This window comes from Baekduia soli (assembly GCF_007970665.1).
In the GTDB taxonomy this organism is placed as follows: domain Bacteria; phylum Actinomycetota; class Thermoleophilia; order Solirubrobacterales; family Solirubrobacteraceae; genus Baekduia; species Baekduia soli.
Genome location: NZ_CP042430.1, coordinates 3,193,206 through 3,214,386, shown reverse-complemented (window position 1 = coordinate 3,214,386; position 21,181 = coordinate 3,193,206). Strand labels below are relative to the sequence as shown.

Annotated in this window: 22 protein-coding genes; 11 read left to right on the top strand and 11 right to left on the bottom strand. The window is 74.5% G+C overall.

Annotated elements, in window-relative coordinates; translation table 11 throughout:
* Window position 1 precedes the first annotated feature (1 nt).
* The 4 genes from FSW04_RS15280 to FSW04_RS15275 all read left to right on the top strand — a co-directional run bounded on the left by FSW04_RS15280 (window position 2) and on the right by FSW04_RS15275 (window position 3,187).
* On the top strand, window positions 2-472 hold the full coding sequence (locus FSW04_RS15280; protein ID WP_187368819.1) for a DUF2269 family protein: 471 nt from the start codon (window positions 2-4) through the stop codon (window positions 470-472).
* Window positions 473-781: 309 nt separating this feature from the next.
* Window positions 782-928: a hypothetical protein gene (locus FSW04_RS26135; RefSeq protein ID WP_187368818.1), complete on the top strand. Its 147-nt coding sequence runs from the start codon at window positions 782-784 to the stop codon at window positions 926-928.
* 109 nt (window positions 929-1,037) lie between these two features.
* Window positions 1,038-1,166, top strand: a complete 129-nt coding sequence (locus FSW04_RS27895) for a hypothetical protein (protein WP_267128231.1) — start codon at window positions 1,038-1,040, stop codon at window positions 1,164-1,166.
* Entirely contained in the window at window positions 1,166-3,187 is a 2,022-nt protein-coding gene (locus tag FSW04_RS15275) for a transglycosylase domain-containing protein (protein ID WP_187368817.1), read from the top strand. The genes FSW04_RS27895 and FSW04_RS15275 overlap by 1 nt, the downstream gene beginning before the upstream one ends.
* Before the next feature lie 107 nt (window positions 3,188-3,294).
* Here the strand turns inward: FSW04_RS15275 and FSW04_RS15270 are convergent, their stop codons facing one another.
* Window positions 3,295-4,224 (bottom strand): alpha/beta hydrolase family esterase, encoded by a 930-nt coding sequence (locus tag FSW04_RS15270; RefSeq protein ID WP_146920743.1) that lies wholly within the window; start codon window positions 4,222-4,224, stop codon window positions 3,295-3,297.
* Between the two features lie 119 nt (window positions 4,225-4,343).
* On the bottom strand, window positions 4,344-5,681 hold the full coding sequence (locus tag FSW04_RS26130) for a hypothetical protein (protein ID WP_187368816.1): 1,338 nt from the start codon (window positions 5,679-5,681) through the stop codon (window positions 4,344-4,346).
* A 295-nt stretch (window positions 5,682-5,976) separates the two neighbouring features.
* On the opposite strand from FSW04_RS26130, the gene FSW04_RS26125 reads away from it, so the two are divergent.
* From FSW04_RS26125 to FSW04_RS15250, 3 genes are all read left to right on the top strand, one after another.
* Window positions 5,977-6,798, top strand: a complete 822-nt coding sequence (locus tag FSW04_RS26125; RefSeq protein ID WP_187368815.1) for a glycosyltransferase family 2 protein — start codon at window positions 5,977-5,979, stop codon at window positions 6,796-6,798.
* Window positions 6,799-6,864: 66 nt separating this feature from the next.
* Window positions 6,865-7,566, top strand: a complete 702-nt coding sequence (locus FSW04_RS15255) for a response regulator transcription factor (RefSeq protein ID WP_146920740.1) — start codon at window positions 6,865-6,867, stop codon at window positions 7,564-7,566.
* A gap of 2 nt (window positions 7,567-7,568) precedes the next feature.
* Window positions 7,569-8,963, top strand: a complete 1,395-nt coding sequence (locus FSW04_RS15250; protein ID WP_146920738.1) for a HAMP domain-containing sensor histidine kinase — start codon at window positions 7,569-7,571, stop codon at window positions 8,961-8,963.
* Here the strand turns inward: FSW04_RS15250 and FSW04_RS15245 are convergent.
* The 7 genes from FSW04_RS15245 to FSW04_RS15215 form a co-directional block, all read right to left on the bottom strand.
* Window positions 8,896-10,878, bottom strand: a complete 1,983-nt coding sequence (locus FSW04_RS15245; RefSeq protein WP_146920736.1) for a hypothetical protein — start codon at window positions 10,876-10,878, stop codon at window positions 8,896-8,898. The genes FSW04_RS15250 and FSW04_RS15245 overlap by 68 nt on opposite strands.
* A 92-nt stretch (window positions 10,879-10,970) precedes the next feature.
* A complete protein-coding gene (locus tag FSW04_RS15240; RefSeq protein ID WP_187368814.1) occupies window positions 10,971-11,891 on the bottom strand; it encodes a G1 family glutamic endopeptidase in 921 nt (306 codons plus the stop codon).
* A 170-nt stretch (window positions 11,892-12,061) separates the two neighbouring features.
* A complete protein-coding gene (locus FSW04_RS15235; RefSeq protein ID WP_187368813.1) occupies window positions 12,062-12,433 on the bottom strand; it encodes a plastocyanin/azurin family copper-binding protein in 372 nt (123 codons plus the stop codon).
* 60 nt (window positions 12,434-12,493) lie between these two features.
* The gene (locus FSW04_RS26120; protein WP_187368812.1) at window positions 12,494-12,820 is read right to left on the bottom strand and encodes a hypothetical protein; all 327 of its coding nucleotides are present in this window, start codon (window positions 12,818-12,820) and stop codon (window positions 12,494-12,496) included.
* A 66-nt stretch (window positions 12,821-12,886) separates the two neighbouring features.
* Complete coding sequence (locus FSW04_RS15225) at window positions 12,887-13,834, bottom strand: sensor histidine kinase (protein WP_146920727.1); 948 nt, start codon at window positions 13,832-13,834, stop codon at window positions 12,887-12,889.
* The gene (locus FSW04_RS15220; RefSeq protein ID WP_146920725.1) at window positions 13,810-14,040 is read right to left on the bottom strand and encodes a hypothetical protein; all 231 of its coding nucleotides are present in this window, start codon (window positions 14,038-14,040) and stop codon (window positions 13,810-13,812) included. Before FSW04_RS15220 ends, FSW04_RS15225 begins: the two co-directional genes overlap by 25 nt.
* A gap of 70 nt (window positions 14,041-14,110) precedes the next feature.
* Window positions 14,111-14,788 carry a response regulator transcription factor gene (locus tag FSW04_RS15215; protein ID WP_187368811.1) on the bottom strand — a complete coding sequence of 226 codons (678 nt, stop codon included), beginning with the start codon at window positions 14,786-14,788 and terminating at the stop codon, window positions 14,111-14,113.
* Between the two features lie 93 nt (window positions 14,789-14,881).
* On the opposite strand from FSW04_RS15215, the gene FSW04_RS15210 reads away from it, so the two are divergent.
* Window positions 14,882-15,532 (top strand): response regulator transcription factor, encoded by a 651-nt coding sequence (locus FSW04_RS15210; protein ID WP_146920720.1) that lies wholly within the window; start codon window positions 14,882-14,884, stop codon window positions 15,530-15,532.
* 122 nt (window positions 15,533-15,654) lie between these two features.
* Window positions 15,655-16,362 carry a response regulator gene (locus FSW04_RS15205; protein ID WP_146920718.1) on the top strand — a complete coding sequence of 236 codons (708 nt, stop codon included), beginning with the start codon at window positions 15,655-15,657 and terminating at the stop codon, window positions 16,360-16,362.
* 30 nt (window positions 16,363-16,392) lie between these two features.
* Here FSW04_RS15205 and FSW04_RS15200 read toward each other — a convergent pair whose 3' ends face one another.
* Together FSW04_RS15200 and FSW04_RS15195 are read right to left on the bottom strand one after the other, a co-directional pair.
* Window positions 16,393-16,767: a GtrA family protein gene (locus FSW04_RS15200; RefSeq protein ID WP_187368810.1), complete on the bottom strand. Its 375-nt coding sequence runs from the start codon at window positions 16,765-16,767 to the stop codon at window positions 16,393-16,395.
* A gap of 200 nt (window positions 16,768-16,967) precedes the next feature.
* Window positions 16,968-18,506: a glycosyltransferase family 39 protein gene (locus tag FSW04_RS15195; RefSeq protein WP_187368809.1), complete on the bottom strand. Its 1,539-nt coding sequence runs from the start codon at window positions 18,504-18,506 to the stop codon at window positions 16,968-16,970.
* 418 nt (window positions 18,507-18,924) lie between these two features.
* Between FSW04_RS15195 and FSW04_RS15190 the strand changes: the two genes are divergently transcribed.
* Entirely contained in the window at window positions 18,925-19,641 is a 717-nt protein-coding gene (locus FSW04_RS15190; RefSeq protein ID WP_146920712.1) for a response regulator transcription factor, read from the top strand.
* Window positions 19,642-19,926: 285 nt separating this feature from the next.
* Window positions 19,927-20,928, top strand: a complete 1,002-nt coding sequence (locus FSW04_RS15185; RefSeq protein ID WP_146920709.1) for a hypothetical protein — start codon at window positions 19,927-19,929, stop codon at window positions 20,926-20,928.
* Window positions 20,929-21,181: the final 253 nt, after the last annotated feature.

Sequence of the window (21,181 nt, the reverse complement as noted above, 5' to 3'; positions counted from 1 at the left end):
GGTGGTCACCACCTACACGGTCGCGCTGTTCTGCCACGTCCTCGGCGTGCTGCTGTTCGCCTCGGGGATCGTGCTCGCCGGCGCCCCCTTCGAGATTGCCCGCCGGCGCAGCAGCCCGGCCGAGATCACCGCGATCCTCGGCATCGCACGGGCTGGGGCGATGCTGGCCTCGCTCGGCATGATCCTCGTGCTGGGATTCGGGCTGTGGCTCGTGCACCTCAGCGGCTTCGGGTTCTCCACCGGCTGGGTGCAGGCCGCCCTCGCGCTCTTCGTCGTGGCGCTCGCGCTCGGCGGCTACGGAGGCCAGCGCCCCAAGCGCGCACGTCTCCACGCCGCAGACCTCGCTGCCACCGGTAGGCCGCTCGACGCGAAGCTGCGGCAACTCCTCGACGATCGCGTCTCGCGCGCCGCGAACTACACGTCGGCGCTGATCGTGCTCGGCATCCTCGCACTCATGATCTTCAAGCCCTGACCGGCCACCCCCGGCGGAGGAGCATCGTGCGGCGCCGCACGTCCGCGCGGTGTGCGCGATCGTCGCTCTCGTCGACGCGCGATCCCGACGGGACGTCGTGCGCGTCATCGCCGGACCGCCCAACAGCGGGCTCCTCGTCCTCTGGCGCGCGCCGATCGGTCCGCCCGCCTCGCGTCCCTCCGCCGATCGTCGGTCGCACGTCACCCCGGCGGACCTCCGAACGGCCCATGGCGCTCGACGCCCATCGCGAGCAGCCTCCTACCCGTCAGCACCCAACATCCAGGATGGTCATGTATCGGGGGCACGCCCGTGATCAACAGCAGCGCGCTCATCGGCGCCATCACGATGCACACGCCGGGCGACAAGGTCGCGGTCAGGCTGACCCGCGGGACGGCCACCAGGAGCGTCACCCTCACTCTCGGCTCCGAGCCCACGCAGGCCACCGCCGGCGGCTGACCCAGGGCACGGGCACCACGCGGCGATCCGAGGGACGGCCCGCCGCCTCGCCGCCTCCCGCGCCGATCCCCTCAGGCTCGGCGCACCGCCCACCTCCTGGAGCACCCACATGACGCCGGCCAACCTCGCATGCAGCCGCCGCGCTGCGTCGAACGACGTCTCCTCCGGCCGGCCGCCGCTGCACCGGCGCATGGCAGCACCGGACCGTCTCGAAGCGCAGCTGCTGCGCGCGGCGTGATGCGCGGGAGCCGACTGCGTCGAGTACGGCGGGGACGCCGCCGGGCGCTGCGCACCGCGGCGCTGTCCGCGGTGCTGCTGAGCGTCGCCGCCGCCGCCCTCGTGCTCGCCCTGCAGGGCGACGCGCCCGCCGCCCTGATCGGCTGCGACCTGGCCAGGACGCACCCGGTGGTCACGGGCGGCACCACGCTGCTGTCCGCCTCCGACGGCTCGTCGCTGGGGTCGGTGCCGTCGGCCGCCTACCGCGTCCCGGTCGCGATGCGCAGCATGTCGCCCTGGCTGCCGGAGGCGACCGTGGCGATCGAGGACCGCCGCTTCTGGCACCACGGCGCCCTGGATGCCCTGGGCATCGCCCGCTCCGTCCTCGCCGACCTCACCAGCGGACACGTCGTCCAGGGCGCCTCCACGATCACCCAGCAGCTCGTGCGCAACCGCTACCTCGGCGGCGAGCCGATGACGTTGTCGCGCAAGCTCACCGAGAGCTGCCTGGCGGTGCAGCTGTTCCGGCGCTGGCCACGCTCGAAGATCCTCGAGAGCTACCTCAACACCGTGTTCTACGGCGACCACGCCCGCGGCGCGCAGGCGGCGGCGCTGACCTACTTCTCGCGCCCGGCCGCCCACCTGTCGCTGCCTGAGTCCGCGCTGCTGGCCGGCCTGCCGCAGGCGCCGTCCCGGGACGACCCGCTGCTGCACCCGGCGGCCGCGCTGGCGCGCCGCAACCAGGTGCTCGCCGCCATGCACCGCGCGGGCGAGCTGTCGCTCGCGCGGTACCGCACAGCCCGTCGCGCGCCTCTGGGGCTGCATCCGGCCCGGCCGGCCACCACGCCGGCAGCCACCGCCTCGGCGACGTTCGTCGACGCCGCCCGGACCGAGCTGTCCCGGCGCGTCGGGGCCGGACGCGCGCGTGACGGCGGCCTGCGCGTGCAGACGACGCTGCAGCCCCGGACCCAGCGGCTGGCCCAGCAGGCCATCAGCCACTGGATCGGTACCACGCCCGGGCCCGCCGCGGCCCTGGTCGCCGTGGACCCCCGGACAGGCGCCGTGCCGGCGATGGCCTCCCGGGCGCCGGGCGCAGGCACGTTGGCGTTCAACCTCGCGACCCAGTCGCGGCGCCAGGCCGGCAGCGCCTTCAAGGTCTTCACCCTGGCCACCGCGCTGCATCAGGGGATCCCCCTGAGCTCGGTGTGGTCGGGACCTCCGTCGCTGACCATCCCCGACCCGCGCTGCGAGAACGCCGACGGTCCCTGGGTGGTGCACAACTTCGCCGACGAGAGCAGCGGGACCATGGACCTCACCGACGCCATCGCGCACTCGGTCAACACGATCTTCGCGCAGGTCGCCGTCCGCGTCGGTCCGCAGAACATCACCGCCACCGCGCAGCGCATGGGCATCACCACGCCGCTGACGCCGGTCTGCTCGATCACCCTCGGCCCCGAAGGCGTCTCACCGCTGGAGATGACCGACGCCTTCGCGACGCTGGCCTCAGGCGGCGTGCACCACGCCCCCGAGCTGCTGCGCAGCGTGACGGCCCCCGGCGGCGCCTCCGTGCTGCCGGCACCCGCCCCGGGCAACCGCGTGCTGACGCCCACCGTCAGCGCCCAGGTCACCTATGCGCTCATCCGCGTCATCAAGGCCGGCACGGGCACGGCCGCCGACCCCGGGCGTCCGGCGGCCGGCAAGACCGGGACCGCCGAGAACTCCGCCGACGCCTGGTTCTGCGGCTACGTCCCGCAGCTGGCCGCCTGCGTCTGGGTCGGCTCGCCATCGTCTGAGACCCCGATGACGTCACTCGACGGCTTCTCGCCCGTGGTCGGCGGCAGCGTCCCGGCGCGCATCTGGCACGACTTCATGACCGCGACCCTCGCAGGACGACCGGTCGAGCCCCTGCGCGCCGACGGCCCGGCACCCGCGCCCAGCCTTGCCCCGGCCCTCGTCACGCCGCCGGGCCCGTCGACCACCACACCGACATCCGCAGCGGCCCTCCCCTCCATCCCGCACCCACACCGCTCCGGCACCACGTGAGCGGGTCGCCGACCTCGGCGGACCTCGCGTCGCGCGACCGGCCCGATCAGCGCCGTCCGTCCTCGAATCCCCGTCGCGACCAGGTTCCCTTCATGACATCCTGCGGATCACGGCGTCGAACGCCGGAACGACGACAGGAACGCCCATGTCCTCCGTGTCGAGGCAAAGCCCTTGACATCATCGATGTCGGTCCTCCCCGGCCAGCCATGGTCGGCGTCGATGATGCGGTCATGCTGGACGACCGCCCCGCCGGCGCAGCCCGCCCAGCGCAACTCGATGACGTCGGGATGCGGCGCCGAGGCCCGCGGGCGTCCCCAGCAATGGTCCAGCTGTCGCCATTGGGCCAGGAACGCCGGGACCGCGCCGGCCGCGGACGGGCCGCTGCCGCCGTAGGGCACGACGTGGTCGGCCGTCCCGTGGATCTCGAGGATCGGCACCGGCCGGGCCGGATGGCAGTCGGGCAGCGTCTTGTAGCCGCCCGCGACCGGAGCCGCAGCGGCGATCAGGTCGGAGGTGTCGCACGCAAGCCGTGCGCTCATCCCCCCGCCGTTGGACACACCCGTGACGCCGACGCGATCGGGGTCGGCGCAGGTGGCGGCCACGGCGGCGGCGATGACCTTCCGCAGGTAGGCGACGTCGTCGGGCTTGCCGGGCAACGATCCGGAGACGTTCCAGAACGGACGTGCCCCGGTCGCCGTCGGATAGGCGACCGAGAACCCGTCGCGGTCGGCCAACGCCGAGTAGTTCGTGTAGGACGCGAAGTCCCGGCCAGTCTGGCCGGCCCCCGGCAGCCCGAGGACCAATGGCGCGCCCGGGCGCGTCGTGCGCCCGACGTGCACCACGACGGGGATCCGCCCGTCGATGGCGGCCAGCACATGCGAACCGGCCGGGAGCGGCACACACCCCGCAGGGTCGCCGGGCGCCGGCGTGCCGCCGCTCGGAGGCGGCGCCGACGAGGTCACCGCGGCCAGCCACAGCGAGACGACGGCGCCCAGCAGGACGGCGCCGGCCGTTCCGACGACGAGGTGGCGGCGCATGTCAGCCGGAGCAACGGCGGAGGGTCAGGGGCCGGGCGACGCAGCGTCTGAGCTCTGACATCGGCGAGCAGCATGACGCACGGCACGGACTCGTGCGCACGTTGCCGTGCACCGGACGCTCACTGCAGCAGCCGCACGAACTCGCGATGGTTGGCCAGGCCGGTGGACAGCCGCGTGGGGAAGTACCCGAAGCTGTGCAGGATGCCGGGCAGCTGAGGCAGACCGCCGACGACCAGCCAGCCCGTCGCGATCACGGCCACGGGGACCAGCGCCCGCGGGCGCCCGACGGCGATGAACGGCAGGGCCCAGACCAGGTACCAGGGCATCACCCAGGGCAGCGTCAGGACGGCGCAGAAGAGCACGACCCCGATGGCCGACAGCGCCCACCGCCGCCGCCACCCCACGGCCAGCGTGCCGGCCGCGCCGACGAGGACCATCACGTCGCGGGCGACGGACCGAACCGCGGCGTCGGCGCCCCCGTGCCCTGCGGCCAGACCCAGCAGGTTGGGCACGCTCAGCGGAGTCACGAGAGCTCCCTGCGTGTGGATGTCCGGCAGCGCGCCGCCATAGACGGCGAAGGTCGGCACCGCCAGCGCGGCCAGCGCCACCGCGGCGCCCGCGACGGCCCAGAGCCGGCTGCGCGCACCCAGGACGACCATGCCGATCACGATCGCGAACGAGGGCTTGATGCCGGCCGCCGTGACGACGAGGACGCCCGCGGCCGCGTTGACCCACCGCGGCGCGCCGGCGCCGCGGCCGCGGACCAGGCACCACGCGGCGGCCAGGAGGCACAGGACGGCCGGGACGTCGTTGTGCAGGCCGCCGACCTCGGCGATCAGCAGCAGCGGGCTCAGCCCGAAGGCCGCGATGGCGCGAGGGCGGGAGCTGCCGAGGCGTGCGGCGATGGCGCCGACCAACGCCACCGAGCCCACCCCGCAGACCACGACGACGGCCTTCCACGCCGTCAGCCAGCCGTGGGCGCCGAACGGGACCAGCAGCTCGGACAGCGCGGTGAACAGCGGGCCGTATGGGCTGCTGAGGTGATGCCAGTTCGACAGGGCGTACGCGGGGTCGTTCGCGGCCGCGACGGGCAGCGCCCGGTAGGGGTTGAGCCCATGGAGGGCTGCCATGCGCCCGTAGAGCTCGTAGTTGAACACGTCGGTCAACGGCAGCGGCGGACCCAGGACGAGAACGAGCTGGGCGAGCGCGCTGACCCCGAGCAGGACGCCGGAGCGCAACGCGGGCGCCGCCGCCCAGGCCACGACCCAGCCCACCCCGGCCACGACAAGGGCCACGACCAGGTCGAAATGCAGCCGCGCCACGCCGGACGTCAGACCCGGCAGCAGCCCGTGCAACGGCCCGAGCAGCCACGCCGCCGGCGCGCGAAGCGTCGGCGGCGAGAGCGTCGACGGGCGTTGCGCGGCGGCCAGGACCACCCAGACGACCGCACCCGGCACCGCGACGCCACCAGCCGTCGCCGCGGCGGCGCCCGCCGTGCGCGCCCCGGCGCCTGCGGGCCTGGGGATCGACGGAGCTCGCGGAGCGACGGTGGCCCATGACCTCACGGTGCCGGCCGGCCGAAGGACACCGGGTTCGCGCGACGTTAGCGTCGGGTTGGACCGGCCGGGAGGCGCGGCGGGCACAGGCCATCGGTGCCCTAACTCCATCCCAACGTGGTGCGAGCCCGGGCTCAACAGGCCCGCTGCCAAGGTGACGGCGTCCCCCTTCCCCGTCGCCCTCGAAGGAGCCCCCGTGCATCACCCGGTCGTCGTGCACCCCATCGACCCCGAGCCCACCGACGCCCTCGGACCCGAGCCCACCGACGCCCTCGCCGGCACGGGCGATGGCCTGCGTCGCGCGCCCGGCGTCCTCCCCGGCCTGACCGTCGTGCTGCCCTGCTTCAACGAGGCCGACAACGTGGCCGATGCGATCCGTGCCGCCACGCGCGCGGCTCAGCGGTGCGCGATGGAGCACGAGATCGTCGTCGTCGACGACGGCAGCAGCGACGAGACCGCGGCCATCGCCGCGCGGTTCGCGACCCGCGACCGGCGCGTGCGCCTGGTCGTGCATTCGCACAACCAGGGATACGGCGACGCGGTGCGGACCGGCATCGGTGCAGCACGGATGCCGTGGGTGCTGTTGACCGACGCCGACCTGCAGTTCGACCTCGGCGAGCTCGAGACCTTCCTGCCCGCCGCCGCGCGTGCCGACCTCGTCGTCGGGTGGCGCATCCTGCGCCAGGATCCGGTGAACCGCCGCGTCAACGCCGCCGCGTGGAACTGGCTGGTGCGCCACGTCTTCGACCTGCCCGTGCGCGACGTCGACTGCGCCTTCAAGCTCATCCGCACCGACCTGCTGCGACGCTTCGAGCTGCGCTCCGGAGGGGCGATGATCAGCACCGAGCTGCTCGTCCGCTGCCTGGGGGCGGGCGCCCGCCTGGAGCAGCTCGGCGTCCACCACCGCCCGAGGGTCGCCGGGGAGCAGAGCGGGGCAAGCCCGCGTGTGGTCGCGCGGGCCTTCCGCGAGCTGGGCACCCTGCGCCGCGACCTCCGTGCCGCGCGCGCAGCCGGGTGACCAGGGCGCCCCATCGATCCGGCCGCCGGCACGCCCCACGCGGCGCCGGATACGGTTGGCGCCGACGTGGCGGCACAGCACCTCAACATCCTGGTCTGCGACGACGAATCGCTGCTGCGTGACGCGCTGCGCCAGTCCTTCGAGCGCGAGGGCCACCGCGTCGTCGCCGTGCCCGACGGCCGCTCCGCCATCGACCGGGCCAGCACAGAGCCCTTCGACGTGCTGCTGCTCGACGTCGCGCTGGGGCCCGCGAGCCCGGACGGATACGAGGTCTGCCGGGTCCTGCGCGGACGGCGCAACAACCTGCCGATCATCATGCTCACGGCCATGGACAGCGAGGCCGACGCGGTCCTCGGGCTCGAGGCGGGAGCCGACGACTACGTGGTCAAGCCGTTCCGGCCGGCCGAGCTGCGCAGCCGCATCCGGGCGGTCCTGCGCCGCGCCGGCAGCGGCGCCCGCGTCGACAGCCCACTCGCTGCCGGGCCGCTGACGTTGGACCCCGGGCTGCGCGAGGTCCAGCGCGACGGACGTCCAGTGGCGCTGACGTTCTCGGAGTTCGAGCTGCTGCACAGCCTCATGGCCCAGCGCGACCGCGTCCACAGCCGCCACGACCTGCTGCGCGCGATCTGGGGCGACAGCGCCTACCGCGACCCGCGGGCCATCGACGTCCACATCCGCCACCTGCGCGAAAAGCTCGAGGAGCGCCCCGAGGACCCCAAGCTCATCCTGACCGTGCGCGGCGCCGGCTACCGCATCGGTGAGCCCTGATCGTGCACCTCGGCCTGCGTGCCCGCGTCGTCGGCGTCCTCGCGGCGATCAGCGCGCTCACGTTGGTGGTGGCCGCCGTCACGCTGCTCTCACCGCTGGACCAGCGCCTGCGCGACAACGCCGTGAGCGGCTTCGCCGCCTCCCTGCGCAACGAGCGCGGGGCCCTGGCCATCCTGGATCCCCAGGACGTGACCCGAGGCAACCCGCGGCTGCTGCGGGCCGCGCGCGTGCTGGCCCGCCACAACGGCGCCGTCGTGGACGTCCTGCAGCCCGGCGGCCGGGTCCTGGTCAGCACCGACCCCGACGACGCGCTGCAGTTCACCACCGCGACGTCTGCCGCGCGCTCGGGCCGGCTGCAGCGCGCCGTCATCGGCTCCGGTGGCCAGGCGCTGGCCGAGGTCGCCTTCCCGGTCAGCATCCACGGACGAGCTGTCGTTCTCGCGGCGCGCAAGCCGATCGACGTGCCGAGGATCTCCGCCGTCGTGCGGCGCGCGTTCACCGTCGCGGCGGCCGCCGGGCTCGGAGGGGCGCTGCTGGCCGGGCTGCTGCTCGCCGGGCGCATGGTGCGCCGGATCCGCAGGTTGCGCGACACCGCGCTGCGGGTCTCGGAGATCGGGCCCGAGGCCGAGCTGCGCCCCGATCGTGGGCGCGACGAGATCGGCGATCTCAGCCGGGCGTTTGCCACGATGCAGGAGCGCCTCGGCGAGCAGGAGCGCGCCCGCCGAGCCTTCGTGGCCACCGCCTCGCACGAGCTGCGCACACCGCTGGCCTCGTTGACGCTGATGCTCGACATGCTGGTCGAGGACCTGGCCGCCACGCCGCCGGACGTGCGCGCCGCCCACGACCAGGCCGTCAGGGCCGATCGCCAGGTCCAACGGCTGTCCCAGCTGGCGGGCGAGCTGCTCGACCTCAGCCGGATCGACGCCGGCATCCCGCTGCGCAGCGAGCTCATCGAGCTGTCGGCCGTGCTCCGGGAGGTCGCCGCCGAGCAGGAGGTCCGGCTGCACGAGCAGGGCAAGACGCTCGAGGTCCACGGCGGCGAGCACGTGCTCTGGGCCGTCGGCGACCCTGGGGGCGTGGCCCAGATCCTGCGCGTCCTGTTCGACAACGCCCTGCGCCACACCCCCCGGGGCGGCCGGGTCCACGCCCGCTCAGAGGCACAGGACGGCGTGGCCGTCGTGCTCGTCGGCGACGATGGCGCCGGCGTGGCTCCCGAGGACCGCGACCGGATCTTCGAGCGCTTTGCCCGCGGCACGAACGCCACGGACGGCGGCTTCGGCCTCGGCCTGGCCATCGGCCGCGAGCTCGCACGCCAGATGGACGGCGACCTCACGCTCGAGGACGAGTCGCCGGGAGCGTGCTTCGCGCTGCGACTGCCCGCCGCGCCGACGCCTTGAGGACGCCTGGCCCCGCGGCGGCCGCCGGCGGTCCCGGAAGCGTGACGAGCGCTGCGGAGTCTCCCGGCAACGCCACGCGGTAGCGACCTCGGAGGGCGACCACGCGCAGCGACCGGACCGGGCCGTGCAGCCGGCCGTCGGGGCCGATCGCCTGACCGCCGAGGCTCACGCCGCTGCGCGCCGCAGGACCCGGAGCCCGCAGCATCGAGATCGACGCCACAGTCCCGCTGGACACCCCCGGGGCCGCCACCGAGACGACCCGCGCCGTCGTGGACGGGTTGATCGCCACGATCCTCACGATGCGGCGTGCATCGACCGTCGACCACAATTCCAGGCCGGCCGCCGAGCGCACCGCGACCGGCACGACGCGGCTTCCCGCGGGGGCCGCCCGCGCGAACAGCAGCAACCCGTAGAACAACGGCCGGGCCTGCACCTGGATGCGCCCGTTGCGGTGGGTGACCGCGAACGGCGCGTAGGGAGCGCCCGCGGACGTGTGGATGTCGGCGCCCGCCACGCCGGTCGACACCAGATCGAACAGCGTCGCGGCCGACCACAGCGCCGAGGCGAACGTGTCGCTGACACCGCCCAGGCCGCCGCAGGTCACCGAGTTGAGCTCGGTCACGCGCGTCGTGGACGGCGTGGCGTGCTCGACCCGCAGCATCCGGTCCACGCGCTGGGCCAGGCCGGAGGAGGCAGCGGGAGCCAGCAGACCGGCCACCGACACCCCTCGCCGCGGCCCGGCGTGACAGCCGTAGAGCGGATAGGCGTGAAGCGCGACGCCCGACCTCACGGCGGACATACGGTGCAGCAGGCCGGGGATCGCCGGCTCCCACGCGGTCCCGGCCAGGCTTCCCACCACCAGGCGCGGCAGCGGCCGTACCCCGGCCCGCAGCGCGGCGGCGTAGCGCAGCGCCCCGGCCGTGTACTGCGCCGTGCCGTAGTGACGCAGCCGCGGGAAGCGCGGCGGCCCCAGCACGCCGCGCGGCGTCGGCTGGCGCCGGGCGTAGAAGTCGGGCTCGTTGCCGATCTCCAGGCTCTGCAGCGAACCCGGCGGCAGCGCCGTCTGAGCCGCCCGCGCGAACGCCACGGCATCGGCGGGCTGCTGCAGGGCCAGGTCGAGCGCGAGCGCCAGCGGCGCGTGTACGCGCGCCTCGACGGCGCGGAGGCGCATCAGGAACGCCGGGCCCAGCGCGGTCCGGATCTGCGGAGCCGGCCGCACACCGGTGGGCTCCCAGGCGGTGGCGTCGGCCGAGTTGCCGCCGATCCGCAGCGCGGGCGGACCGTGCTGGGCCCTGTCCAGCGTGCGCAGCAGGCGGATCAGGCCCGGCGTCGGGGTGGCGGCGGAGCCGAAGTAGGCCGACACGCTGGGGTACTCGACCGAGAAGCCGAGGAAGCTGCGCGGTACGACGCGGCCGGCCCTCGCCACCGCCACGGTGGCGTCGGCCACCGGCAGCGGGCCGCCGCGCGCGGCGGTCACCCACCGGCCGCCGGTGGCAGCCAGCGCCAACGACGTCGCCAGGATGGCGGCCGTCGGGCGCGCGGTGCGCATCACATGGAACCCCGGCGGTGACGGCCGATGAACGCGTCGTAGCTGGCCATGACGCCAGCATGCGCCGCCCGGTCTTGCGCGCGGGCTCACGTCGTCTTTGCGTCGTGTTAACCGCTGCGGCGATCCTCGACGGTCGTCGTCTTGCCCGCGCCGTCGGGTCCGAGGAAGGCGAACTTCGAGTACCGACGGACTCCCGATCGCTGCCACCGACTCGACCCGCATGGGCTGCGTCACGGCCACCTCTGGGGACGACGGGAGGTCACGATCCCGATCGGCGCGGTCGACCGGGTCGAGACCGATCAGGTCACCATCACGCTCACCCGCCGGCAGGTCGCAGCGCTGCCCGCGGTGCCGGTCAAGCGGCACACCACCGAAGCCAGGACGGAGGCTCGTTGACGTCCTGGTGTGCTGAGGAGCGCCAGGGGCGCGCAGGCCCGGGTCTTGCGATCTCCTGGCCGTCACGGTCCCGGAGGCCCGACCGGCGAGCCGGGGCCCGAGATCCCGGGCGTGCCCGGAGGTCCCGCCTGGGTGTCCTGGTAGGTCACCGTGAAGCTGCGTCCAGGACCGTCGAGGCCGCCCACCGTGGCGCGTCCCCCAGCCTGGATGGACGCAAGACGCCCGTCGGCGAACGAGCGACCCGCCGCCGCACCGGTGGCGAGATCGACGCTCACCGCCCTCCAGGACGGGTCGGCGATCCCTCCGGTGTGCCCGGCCCGGTCCGTCGCGGCGGCTGCGCCGAAGGTCGTGCCGGAGAAGTCGGCCAGGGGCATGGTCTCGCAGGCCTGCGCCCCGGGGAGACAGAGCGACGGCGCCTCGACGATCCACTCGGCGCTCGTCACGTCGACCGGCGAGGCGGTCGTCCGGCGGGAGAACGCGGCGCCGGTGGTGTGGTCGACCAGGCGCAAGGTCACCGTGGAACCGGAGACGGTGACGGCGGCCGTGACGAGGTCGCCGGGCCGGACCGCCACCGGGGTACGACGGCCCGCCTGCGGCACGATCTCGAACCAGCTGCTGTAGTGCGCAGAGCCGTTGGAGGAGCAGTCGGCCTCGGTGCCGATCTGCTCCAGCGCCTTCGAGGTCGAGGAGTACCCGCCGAGCCCGACCCAGTCAGCGGAGTAGGTGCGACGCCCCGCCGAGCAGGTGGTGGTCGGCTGCACCCACGATGCGGTCGCGTGCTCGAAGCGCACACCCGAGCGGTGGGCGACATAGCCGGCCCAGTTGCTCGACACCGTCGCCGAAGCGTGCGCGATCGCGGTCGAGGTCGTGGCGATCAGCCACGCCAGGGCACCGGCCAGGGCCAGGAGTCGCGGGGCGCTGCGGGGCCGGGCGGCTGCGGCTGTTCCGGTCGGCCGGCGGGTCGCGCCTGGTTCGGTGTCCATCGCGCCAGGATCGTCCCGAGATGACCCGCCGCCCATCGCGCGACCGGATGATGCGCGGGACGAGCGCCACGGCCACCACCGCATCACCAGCGGACGGCCACGAGCGGCGCGATGGCCTCCGTGCCGACCCGAGGTGCGCATTGCCCGCCCCGCCGACGAAGCGACAGGCGTCAGCTGACCACCAGCGTTCCCTTCATCCCGGCTGCCTCGTGCCCGGGCACCGGGCAGAAGAAGGTGTAGGTCCCCGGCTTGAGCGTGAGGGTCTCCGTCGAGGTTCCCCCGGGCTGGACCGTCTGGCCCGCTTGGTTGACCCCATGGCCACTGACGGCGATGGCATGGGGAACGCCGCTGCCGGCCGGGTTGTCCATCTGCAGGGTGACCGAGCCGGCCTTGGCGCTCAGCTTGGTGGTGTCGAACTTCAACGCCCCGCCGGGGTCGGCCGAGAGCCTGAGCGTCGTCGACGACGTCGAGCCGGCGGACGTCGCGGCCTTTGGCGCCGAGCTGCCACAGGCGCTGAGGGCGAGCACGGCGATCCCGGCCAACAGTGCCAGGCTCGCTGGAGTGTTCAGATGCATGCGCGTCTCCCGTGATCGGTGGTCCGCTCAGGAGGACACCGCAGGTGGCGCGCTCCTTCCGCCACCGGCGGCGGCGAGCCGACCGGCGCCGCCGGCCAGCAGGACGCACAGGCGATCTCGCTCCGCACCGAAGCCTTCGATCGCCAGAGCCAGTCCCGGCGGCACGTCGCCGGACAGCTCGCGCTCGCGCTGGCGCTCGGCCAGCACCGACAGCACCTGCTCGATCCGGCGCACGCGGTGCACGAGCCGGACGCGCTCGAGCTCGTCGGCCAAGGTGATCGGCTCGCCTCGATCCACCACCGCCGCTGAAGTCGTCATGCGAGCACCCTGCTGCGGCCGCGCCGCGACGCCCATCGCGCGACCGGATGACCCCGGGGATGAGGTTCCGTCCGGCGTCGTCATGTGACGAGGCCCGCGGCATCACGGGCGGCGCGGGACGATCGCGGTGACCACGGTGCCCGATCCCGAGACGGGCCCGATCTCCAGCCGGCCACCGAGCGCCTGCACGCGCTCGGTGAGCGATGCCAATCCGATGCGTCCCTGCGCGACCGCGTCCGCGCGGGTCTGCGGATCCATCCCGCGTCCGTCGTCGGCGACCCGCAGCGCGACGTTCCCCTCCCGGTTCTTCACGGTGATGACAATGCGCTCGGGCGCACCGTGATGCGCCGCGTTGGCGACGAGCTCGCTCGCCGCGGCGAGGATCAGCGCGTCGTGCCTGCCGGTGGCGCCGGGGTCGACGCGGGCGCAGACGGCGATGCCGGCGCGCCGCGACCAGCGCTGGGCGAGGTCGTCGAGCGCCGCGCAGAGACCGGCGTGGTCGAGCACGTGGGAGTGCAGCTCGGAGATCTCGGAGCGCAGCTGCGCCACCGTCGTGCGCACGGCCGTCTCGGCCCGGTCCAGGGCGCGAGCATCGCCGCGCCGTGCCTCCTCGAGCTCTTGGGCGGCCAGCAGCAGCGTCTGGACGGGTTGGTCGTGCAGGAAGGCGCCGAGCCGTCGCCGCGCGCGGCTCTCGGACTCCAGGGCCTGGCGGACCAGGCTGCGCCGCTCGTCGGCGAGCCGGCGCAGGCGCTCCGTGTGCGTCCTCAGCAGGGTCGACAGCGCGACTGCGGCCAGGCCGACCCACCCCAGGTAACAGGCGCCGACCAGCACCTGCCCGGCGGCGTCCTGATCATGCAGTGCCGGGTGCGGCAGCGAGACCGCGACGTAGGCGATGACCGCGAGCAGCGCCCAGGCGGCGGTGAGCCATGGCCGCAGGCGAATCGCGGCGACCAGCGGCGGCGCGAAGAGCGCGGCCCGGGCCTGCGAGAACGGACCGCCGGAGACGTAGACCAGCGCGCAGATCATCAGGAGGTCGACGACCGGCTCCATGCGGCCGGAGAGCCGGCCCTCGCCCGGCCGCGGCGCCACGATCGAAGGTGAGCGGCCAGCGCACCGACGGCGTACAGCGCGCCGGCGGCGAGGACCGCGACGAACGCCGCGCCCTGATGCACCGGGTGCGAGACCAGCCGCTCGCCGATCAGGATGACCGGCATGAGCAGGAGCCGCAGCACACCGACCGCGACCGCGCCGGGCACGTCTGCGAGGCCCGCAGCCTGCTCCCCTGCTCCGCCCGTCTCCCCCACCGGCTGCACCCTCACCTGGAGATCACGGCAGCAGACCGCAGGCACGGGCCGAGAGCACAGCCCGGTCGGGTTCATCGACTCCGAGCTTGACGAAGGCACGGCTGAGGTACCAGTCGACGTCCTCGGGCTCGAGGTCCATCCACGATGCGATGAGCTTGTGATCCCAGCCGTTGCCGACCAACAGCAGGACGTTGCGCTCGCGCAGGGTGAGCTCGGGCCGGGCCGACGAGGGACGCTCGGGACGGGGCCCGGCCTCGGGCAGCACCGTCTCCCCGCCGGCGACCCGCGCCAGCGCGTCGCAGATCGTCCGGCGGTCGGTGTCCTTGAGCACGTACCCGGCAGCACCGGCCGCCACGGCACTGGTGATGACCAGCTCGTCGTCGAAGGCGCTGAGCAGCACGACGCGCGTCCGCGGGACGTGCTCGACGATCGCCTCCATGGCCTGCAGCCCGTCCATCCCGGGCATGCGCACGTCGAGGACCGCAAGGTCGGGCCCGAGCTCGTCGGCCAGCACGATGGCCGACGCCCCATCGGAGGCCTGGCCGACGACCTCGAAGCGCCCGTCGTCGAGGAGGGCCCGCACGAGACCGTCGAGCACCAGCGGGTGGTCGTCGGCCACGAGGACGCGGAACGGTCGCGGCGCGGGTTCGCGCGAGCGCTGCGCGGGCGGACGAACGGCGGACCGGGTCTGATCGGACATGACGCCATGCTCGGCCCGCCTCCGTAGCCCGCCCATCCGCCGACCGGATGTGATGACGGATGATCCCCGGCGTGGGGGCTGGTAGAAGATGGCATGCCCGAGGCCCGCAAGCGCGCCACGGTCGTCGTCGCCGACGACCACCCGCTGTACCGCGAGGCGTTGGCCCAGGCGGTCTCCGGCCGACCTGACCTCGAGCTGGTGGCCACCGCGTCCGACGGCCGTGAGGCACTCGAGCAGATCCGGCGGCTGTCGCCCGACGTCGCCGTCCTGGACATGCGGATGCCGGGCCTGCGTGGCCTGGACGTCGTGGAGGCCCTCGCGCGCGACGACTCCCCCACGCGCGTGCTCGTGCTGTCGGCCGCGCAGGAGAGCGCCGTCGTGTACGCCGCGGTCGCGGCCGGCGCCTCGGGCTACTGGTCCAAGGACGCCGAGCGCGACGCCATCTGCGATGCGATCGCGGCGATCGCCCGCGGCGAGAAGGTCCTGGACCCGCGGCTGCAGTCGGGCGTGTTCACCGAGATCCACGCCCGCGAGATCGATGTCGACCGTCCGGTGCTGACCGCCCGCGAGCACGAGATCCTCGTGCTCATCGCCCAGGGCATGTCCGCGCCCGCCATCAGCGCACAGCTCTACCTGAGCACGGCGACCGTCAAGACGCACCTGGCCCACCTCTACGAGAAGCTCGGCGTGGGGGACCGCGCCGCGGCGGTGGCCGAGGCCATGCGGCGCGGGCTGCTCGAGTAGGAACGCCTCGGCCGAGGGATGAGCACGTGCTCGTCCTCGCCATCCGCCGTGCGGCCGATTGGCTGCCGGGGCGATGCCGGCGACCCTGGCCGCTCACCCCCTTGCCTCCCCAGGGAGCGACGATGAACCCATCTGCCACGCCGGCCCGGCACGACTCCCTCCGCCTCGTGGTCGTCGACGATCACCCCTTGTACCGCCGCGCGATGGTCCGGGAGCTTCGGCACGCCGGCGAGACCGTGGTGGCCGAGGGCGACGACGGCCTCGCCGCCCTGCGGCTCATCCGCCACCACCAGCCCGACGTCGCGCTCCTTGACATCCGCATGCCCGGCATGGGCGGCATCGGCGTGGCGGCCGAGCTCGCCCAGGACGGTCCCGATGTTCCCATCGTGCTACTGGCGGCCTACAACGACGGGCCGCTGGTCCGCGGCGGCCTTCGGGCCGGAGCCGCGGCCTGCGTCACCCAGGATGCCGACCGCGCCGTCCTGCTCCGCGCCGTCCGTGCCTGCGCCGGGACCGCGCATGCGCCTCGGGTCCTCGCGGGCCGCCACGACCTCCTGTCCACCCCGCCCCACACCTGGATTCCGCGCCTGACGGCCAAGGAATACCGCCTGCTCGCCATGGCCGAGCTGCAGATCGAGCCGGCCGCCACGGCCCGCGACCTGGGCCTGGAGGAGGGCATCGTGCACCGGATCCTGGACAGTGCCCGCAGCAAGCTCGGCGCCGGCGCCGTGTCGGAGGCGATCGCGGTCGCCCGGCACGCCGGCATCCTCCCCGACCACCAGCTCGAGACGCCCTGCGCGGTGGGCGGCGCCCGTGAGCCGTCGCGCTGACGCGGGACCCGGCCGTGCCGGGTGGCGCGCTCAGGCCGCCCGGGCCGCCGGCGGGACGCCGAAGACCAGGCGACGCGCCAACGTGTAGGTGACGAGGGTCACGATCGGGAGCACCACGGCCTCGGCAGCCAGATGGCGGACGGCGAGGTCAGAGCTCGCCAGCGCGACGCCGGCGGCGCTCAGCGCGGCACCGAAGGCCTGGACCGCCACGTAGCGCAGCAGCGTCGCGGTGCCGTGCCGCGTGCTCCGGAAGGTCCAGCGGCGATTGATCAGGTATCCGTTGACGGCCCCGAGCGCGAATCCCAGCGCCGAAGCGGGCGCGGCCGGAAGGCCGACGTGCGTCAGGGCCTCGAAGGCCGCCAGCGTGAGCATCGTGTTGAGGACGCCGACGGCGCAGAAGCGCACCAGCCGGCCTCCTTCGGCCCGCCAGGCGCGCGCGCCGCGCGCGCCGGGCACACGTGACCTCTGGCGGACCGGTGACATCGTGGTCGTCGTCGGCATCGTGCGCCCATGCTGGCCGCAGGGGCTGGTCCATGCCTCAACGCGGTGTTGGGGGCGCGTTGGGTCACGGGCGGGAGCGCGTGCGAGGCCGGGCGTCGGGACCGTCACGGAGCCAGCGCGTAGACCGTGCCCGTGACGCGCTGGCCCGCAGCAGCGCTGACGTCGCTGCCGTGGGCGCGAATCCAGTCGGCCATCGGGGTGCGGGCGGTGCCCACCACCGCGGTGTGCACCTGGCCGCCGGCGATGAGCCGCTGCAGGGCAGCCGGCGTGACCAGCGGGTGGCCGAGGGCGTCGAGCATCAGGACCGGACGCCCGTCGCGGGCGATGAGGCCCCCCGCCTCGGCGACGGGAAGGAACGCGGCCTCGTAGCGGGCACCGCCCTGGCGGGAGCGCAGGTAGGAGCTCAGGGCGGCCAGCCGTGCCGTGGGCAGCGCGCCCGGCGTCCCGGAGTCCTGGGCGTGGCTGCTGATGACCCCGGCGGTGACCACGGCCGGGACCGTCACCAGCATGATCACCGCGGCGACCGCGATGCCTCGCAGCACCCCCCGCGGGACCCTGCCGTGCAGGCGCGCGGCCACCGCGGAGGCACCGAGCACCAGGCCGAGGCCGGCGACGGCCGCGATGGCCGGATCGACGGCCTCGAGGTAGCGGGGCCGCAGATCGCGCTGCGCGCTGAAGATCACCGTGCCGAGGCCCAGCCACAGCGCCAGGGCGCCGGCGCCCGCGCGCCCGGTGCGGTCAAGGCTCCTCCACGCGCCGGCCGCGAGCGCGACGACCAGGGAGATCCACGCTACGCCGAGCCCGAAGCCGACCCGGGCGTCGAGATGGACGTGGGCGGAGAACAGCCGCAGGGGTCCCGCACCGGCGGGCACGCGGTCGGTGGCGCTGCCGGCGTTGATCGGCGTGCTCCCGGTCAGGCGCTGCCACCCGTCGTAGACGAACGTCGAGCTCCACGCAGAGCCGTCGGTGGACCCGAACGCCCACGGCCGTTGCGTCGCCGGGACCAGAAGGCTGAGGGCCACCAGCCAGGCCAGGCCGACGGCCGCGCAGGCCAGCGACGACGCCACGATCGCCCGCGCGCGCTGGGCGCGGGTGCCCGGCGCGCCCCACCACCACATCACGGCCAGGGGCACTGCCGGGATGAGCGCCTCGAAGAGCTTGGTCTCGAAGGCCACCCCCATGAGCGCTCCAGCCGCGACCAGCCGCGAGCTGCGCCCGGCGCGCATGCCGCGCGCGCCGACCGCGAAGCCGGCCACGACCAGCGCGGCCATGACCGAGTCCATCGTGTCGCTGCGCGAGGTCAACACCGCCATCGGAAGCACCGCCAGCGCCAGCGCCCCGGCGATCGCCACGCGCCGCCCGGCGAGCGTGTGCAGCAGGTCATAGAGCGCGGCGACCGCGACGGTGCCGCCCAGTGCCGCGGGCAGCAGCATCGCCGTGGGCGTGAAGCCCAGCACATTCGTCGAGGCGACCTGCAGCCACAGATCGACGGGGGCCTTGTCGATGGCCAGGCGGGCCGACGGGTCATAGGCGCCCACGAAGAACGCGTGCCACGAGGTCCCCATGCTGCGCACGGCGCCCGCGTAGAACGGATCGATCGGCGTGCGCCCGAGGTCGACCAGCCGCAGGATCGCGGCCAGCAACACGACGAGAGCCGGCGCGAGACGGCCTGATCGCGGCCAGGCACGGACGCGAGCGGCGACGACCGCCGCTCCACCCCAGGCGCCCGCCGCCGAATGCTCCTGGCGCGGGAGGACCCCGGCGCTCATGAGCTGCTCGGCGTGCCGTGCTGGCGGCGGCGCCGCGCTTTGGCGACGCGGCGAGCCCTCAGGTGACGGCCGTGCGCGAACCGCTCACGCAGGCCGCGGAGCTTCGCGCGCGCGCCGCGAACCGGCGGCTGGGAACCAGGAGGGGTGCAGGGCGTGAGGGTCATCGGCGTCTCCGGAGGCGACAGGCGTGGAGCGCAGCGTCTCGTGCGGCCGTCTGCGCGGGCGTAATGACCTGTTGGGATGTGCTTGGCAGACCATTGGCTCCGCCCCCGCACGGATAGGGTCCGCCCGCATGGCGACGCGCATCCTGATCGTCGAGGACGACCCGGACCTGAGGGACGCGATGTCGGCGGCGCTGACCGCTGACGGCCATGTCGTGGACGCCTGCGGCAGCGGCTCCTCCGCGCTGGAGGCGCTCGCCGAGGGCGCCCATCGACTGGTCCTGCTCGACGTGGGCCTGGGCGCGGGCCTCGACGGCATCGAGGTCTGCCGGCGGCTGAGACGTGCCGACGACGACGCCTACATCATGATGATCACCGCGCGCGGCGGCGAGCCCGACATCGTGCTCGCGCTCGAGGCGGGCGCCGACGACTACGTGACCAAGCCCGTCGGCGTCACCGAGCTGCGCAGCCGCGTCCGCGCCGCGCTGCGCCGCCTCGGACCGTCGCCGGCCGTGGCCGGGAGCCCCTCCCGGACGACGGGGAGACCGGAGACCCTCGAGCACGCCGGTCTCTCGCTGGACCCGACCAGACGCACGGCGGAGGTCGACGGGATCGTGCTGGAGCTGACGCGCTCGGAGTTCGCCGTGCTGGAGGAGCTCCTGCGCGCAGGCGGAGCCGTGCGCAGCCGCATGGAGCTCACCCGGGCCATCTACGGTGACGACGCCTACCGCGACCCGCGCAACGTCGACGTCCATCTGCACCACCTTCGCCAGAAGCTCGATGAAGCGGGAGGTGACCCGGCCTGGCTGGTCACGGTGCGCGGGGCCGGCTACCGCCTGGGACGCTGAGCCGGCCCGCCCGGCCGCGGCTTCCGCGACGGGACCACCAGCGCACGCCAACGCCCCCTTGAGCCGGCGCGAAGCTCCCCGAGGATCGTCGGCGCCATGACACGGCTCACGCATCGGGCGACGGCGAGGGTGGCGGGAGCCGGCCTCGGACTCGTCGTGGTCGCAGCGGCCGGTTGCGGTGCAGCGGCGACCACGTCGGCCCCGGCGGCCTCCTCTGCGCCGCCGGCTTCGTCTGCCACGGCGCCCACCGCGTGCTCGGCGGCGGCCGCCGCGACCGACCTCGCCGTGGCCCGGCGCATCTACGCCCAGGCCGCCCACGGGCGCAACGTCGCGAGCGTCACCCGGCGGCTGGACAGCTCCTCCGCGCTGGCGAACGCGGTCGCCCGCGGCGACGCCGCCGCCGCCAGGGCGGCGCTGCTGCCGCTGATGAAGAACCAGGTGCGCCAGATCGTCATCAGCCGCGGCGGGCGCACGCTGGTCCGGATCGGCACCACGCCATCGCTGGCCCCGGTCACCAGGACGATCCGCAGCGCCTCGGGCGCGTCCGTGGGCACCTACCGGCTCTCGGTGGCCTCGGACGTCTCGATCGCCGGGACCATGGCCGCCGTCACCGGCGACGGCGTCAGCGTCCAGCAGTCCGGGCGCGCAGTCGTGGCCGACGCCGCCTCCGGCCGCCCCACGGCCTCGGTGGACTTCGCCGCCACCGCGTTCTCCGGCGCACCGTTGACCTTCCGGCTGGCGATGCCGGCCGCCCCGCCGTCGCAGTGCGGCGCAAGCGACGCCCAGACCCGGGCGCTGACGATCGGCGCCATCGGCCGGCGGCTCTTCGCCGCCGAGCAATCCGGCGGGGCGACCGCGCGGGTCCTGCGCCATGTGACCTCCGACCCCAGGGTCGTGCAGGCCGTCGCCCACGACGACCCGGGCGCCCTGCGGGCCGAGATCGTCCACCTGTTCGGCGACCGCACGCTGCATGTGGTGCGGATCCGCGCCACGACGGCCTCCGGTGCGCTCGTCAACGACGTCGGCGGACCCTATGTCCTGGCGCCCGCATCCGCGCCCGTCAAACTCGGCGCACGGGTGATCGGCCGCGTGACGCTCTCGATCCAGGACGACACCGGCTACATCAAGCTCATGCACCGGTTCACGGGTGCCGTCGTGCAGCTCAGCACGCCCGCCGGCCCGGTCCCGGGCAGCAACGTCCCGGTCCCCGGCGTCACCTATCGGCGCGTGACGTTCACCGTGCAGGCGTTCCCGTCAGGCCCCCTGCAGGTATCGCTGCTGAGCTGACACCGGCCGGAGATCCATCCGGGCGCCGGTGGGGACGCCGAGCCGACCGGCCCGGTCGCTCACATCGACCGCCCGGCCGACGACGGCCGTGGACGGCCTCGCAGCGCGCCGGCGGGCCCGGGAGTGACCGGCCCGAAGGCCATCGGCCTCCTCTCGGCGTTCCCCGCCTCCGGCGACCAGGCGGTTGTCCTTCCCGGCTCGCCGGGCGCCGCCTCCCCCCACGCGGGCGATAGCGGCGCTGGGGATCTGACCC

Excerpts from the sequence above, each read along its gene's own strand:
- FSW04_RS15240 (WP_187368814.1), bottom strand. The coding sequence starts at position 11,891 with ATGGACACCGAACCAGGCGCGACCCGCCGGCCGACCGGAACAGCCGCA.
- FSW04_RS15215 (WP_187368811.1), bottom strand. The coding sequence starts at position 14,788 with ATGTCCGATCAGACCCGGTCCGCCGTTCGTCCGCCCGCGCAGCGCTCG.
- FSW04_RS15225 (WP_146920727.1), bottom strand. The coding sequence starts at position 13,834 with ATGGAGCCGGTCGTCGACCTCCTGATGATCTGCGCGCTGGTCTACGTC.
- FSW04_RS15190 (WP_146920712.1), top strand. The coding sequence starts at position 18,925 with ATGGCGACGCGCATCCTGATCGTCGAGGACGACCCGGACCTGAGGGAC.
- FSW04_RS15275 (WP_187368817.1), top strand. The coding sequence starts at position 1,166 with ATGCGCGGGAGCCGACTGCGTCGAGTACGGCGGGGACGCCGCCGGGCG.
- FSW04_RS15205 (WP_146920718.1), top strand. The coding sequence starts at position 15,655 with ATGAACCCATCTGCCACGCCGGCCCGGCACGACTCCCTCCGCCTCGTG.
- FSW04_RS15210 (WP_146920720.1), top strand. The coding sequence starts at position 14,882 with ATGCCCGAGGCCCGCAAGCGCGCCACGGTCGTCGTCGCCGACGACCAC.
- FSW04_RS26120 (WP_187368812.1), bottom strand. The coding sequence starts at position 12,820 with ATGGGCGTCGCGGCGCGGCCGCAGCAGGGTGCTCGCATGACGACTTCA.
- FSW04_RS15270 (WP_146920743.1), bottom strand. The coding sequence starts at position 4,224 with ATGCGCCGCCACCTCGTCGTCGGAACGGCCGGCGCCGTCCTGCTGGGC.
- FSW04_RS27895 (WP_267128231.1), top strand. The coding sequence starts at position 1,038 with ATGACGCCGGCCAACCTCGCATGCAGCCGCCGCGCTGCGTCGAACGAC.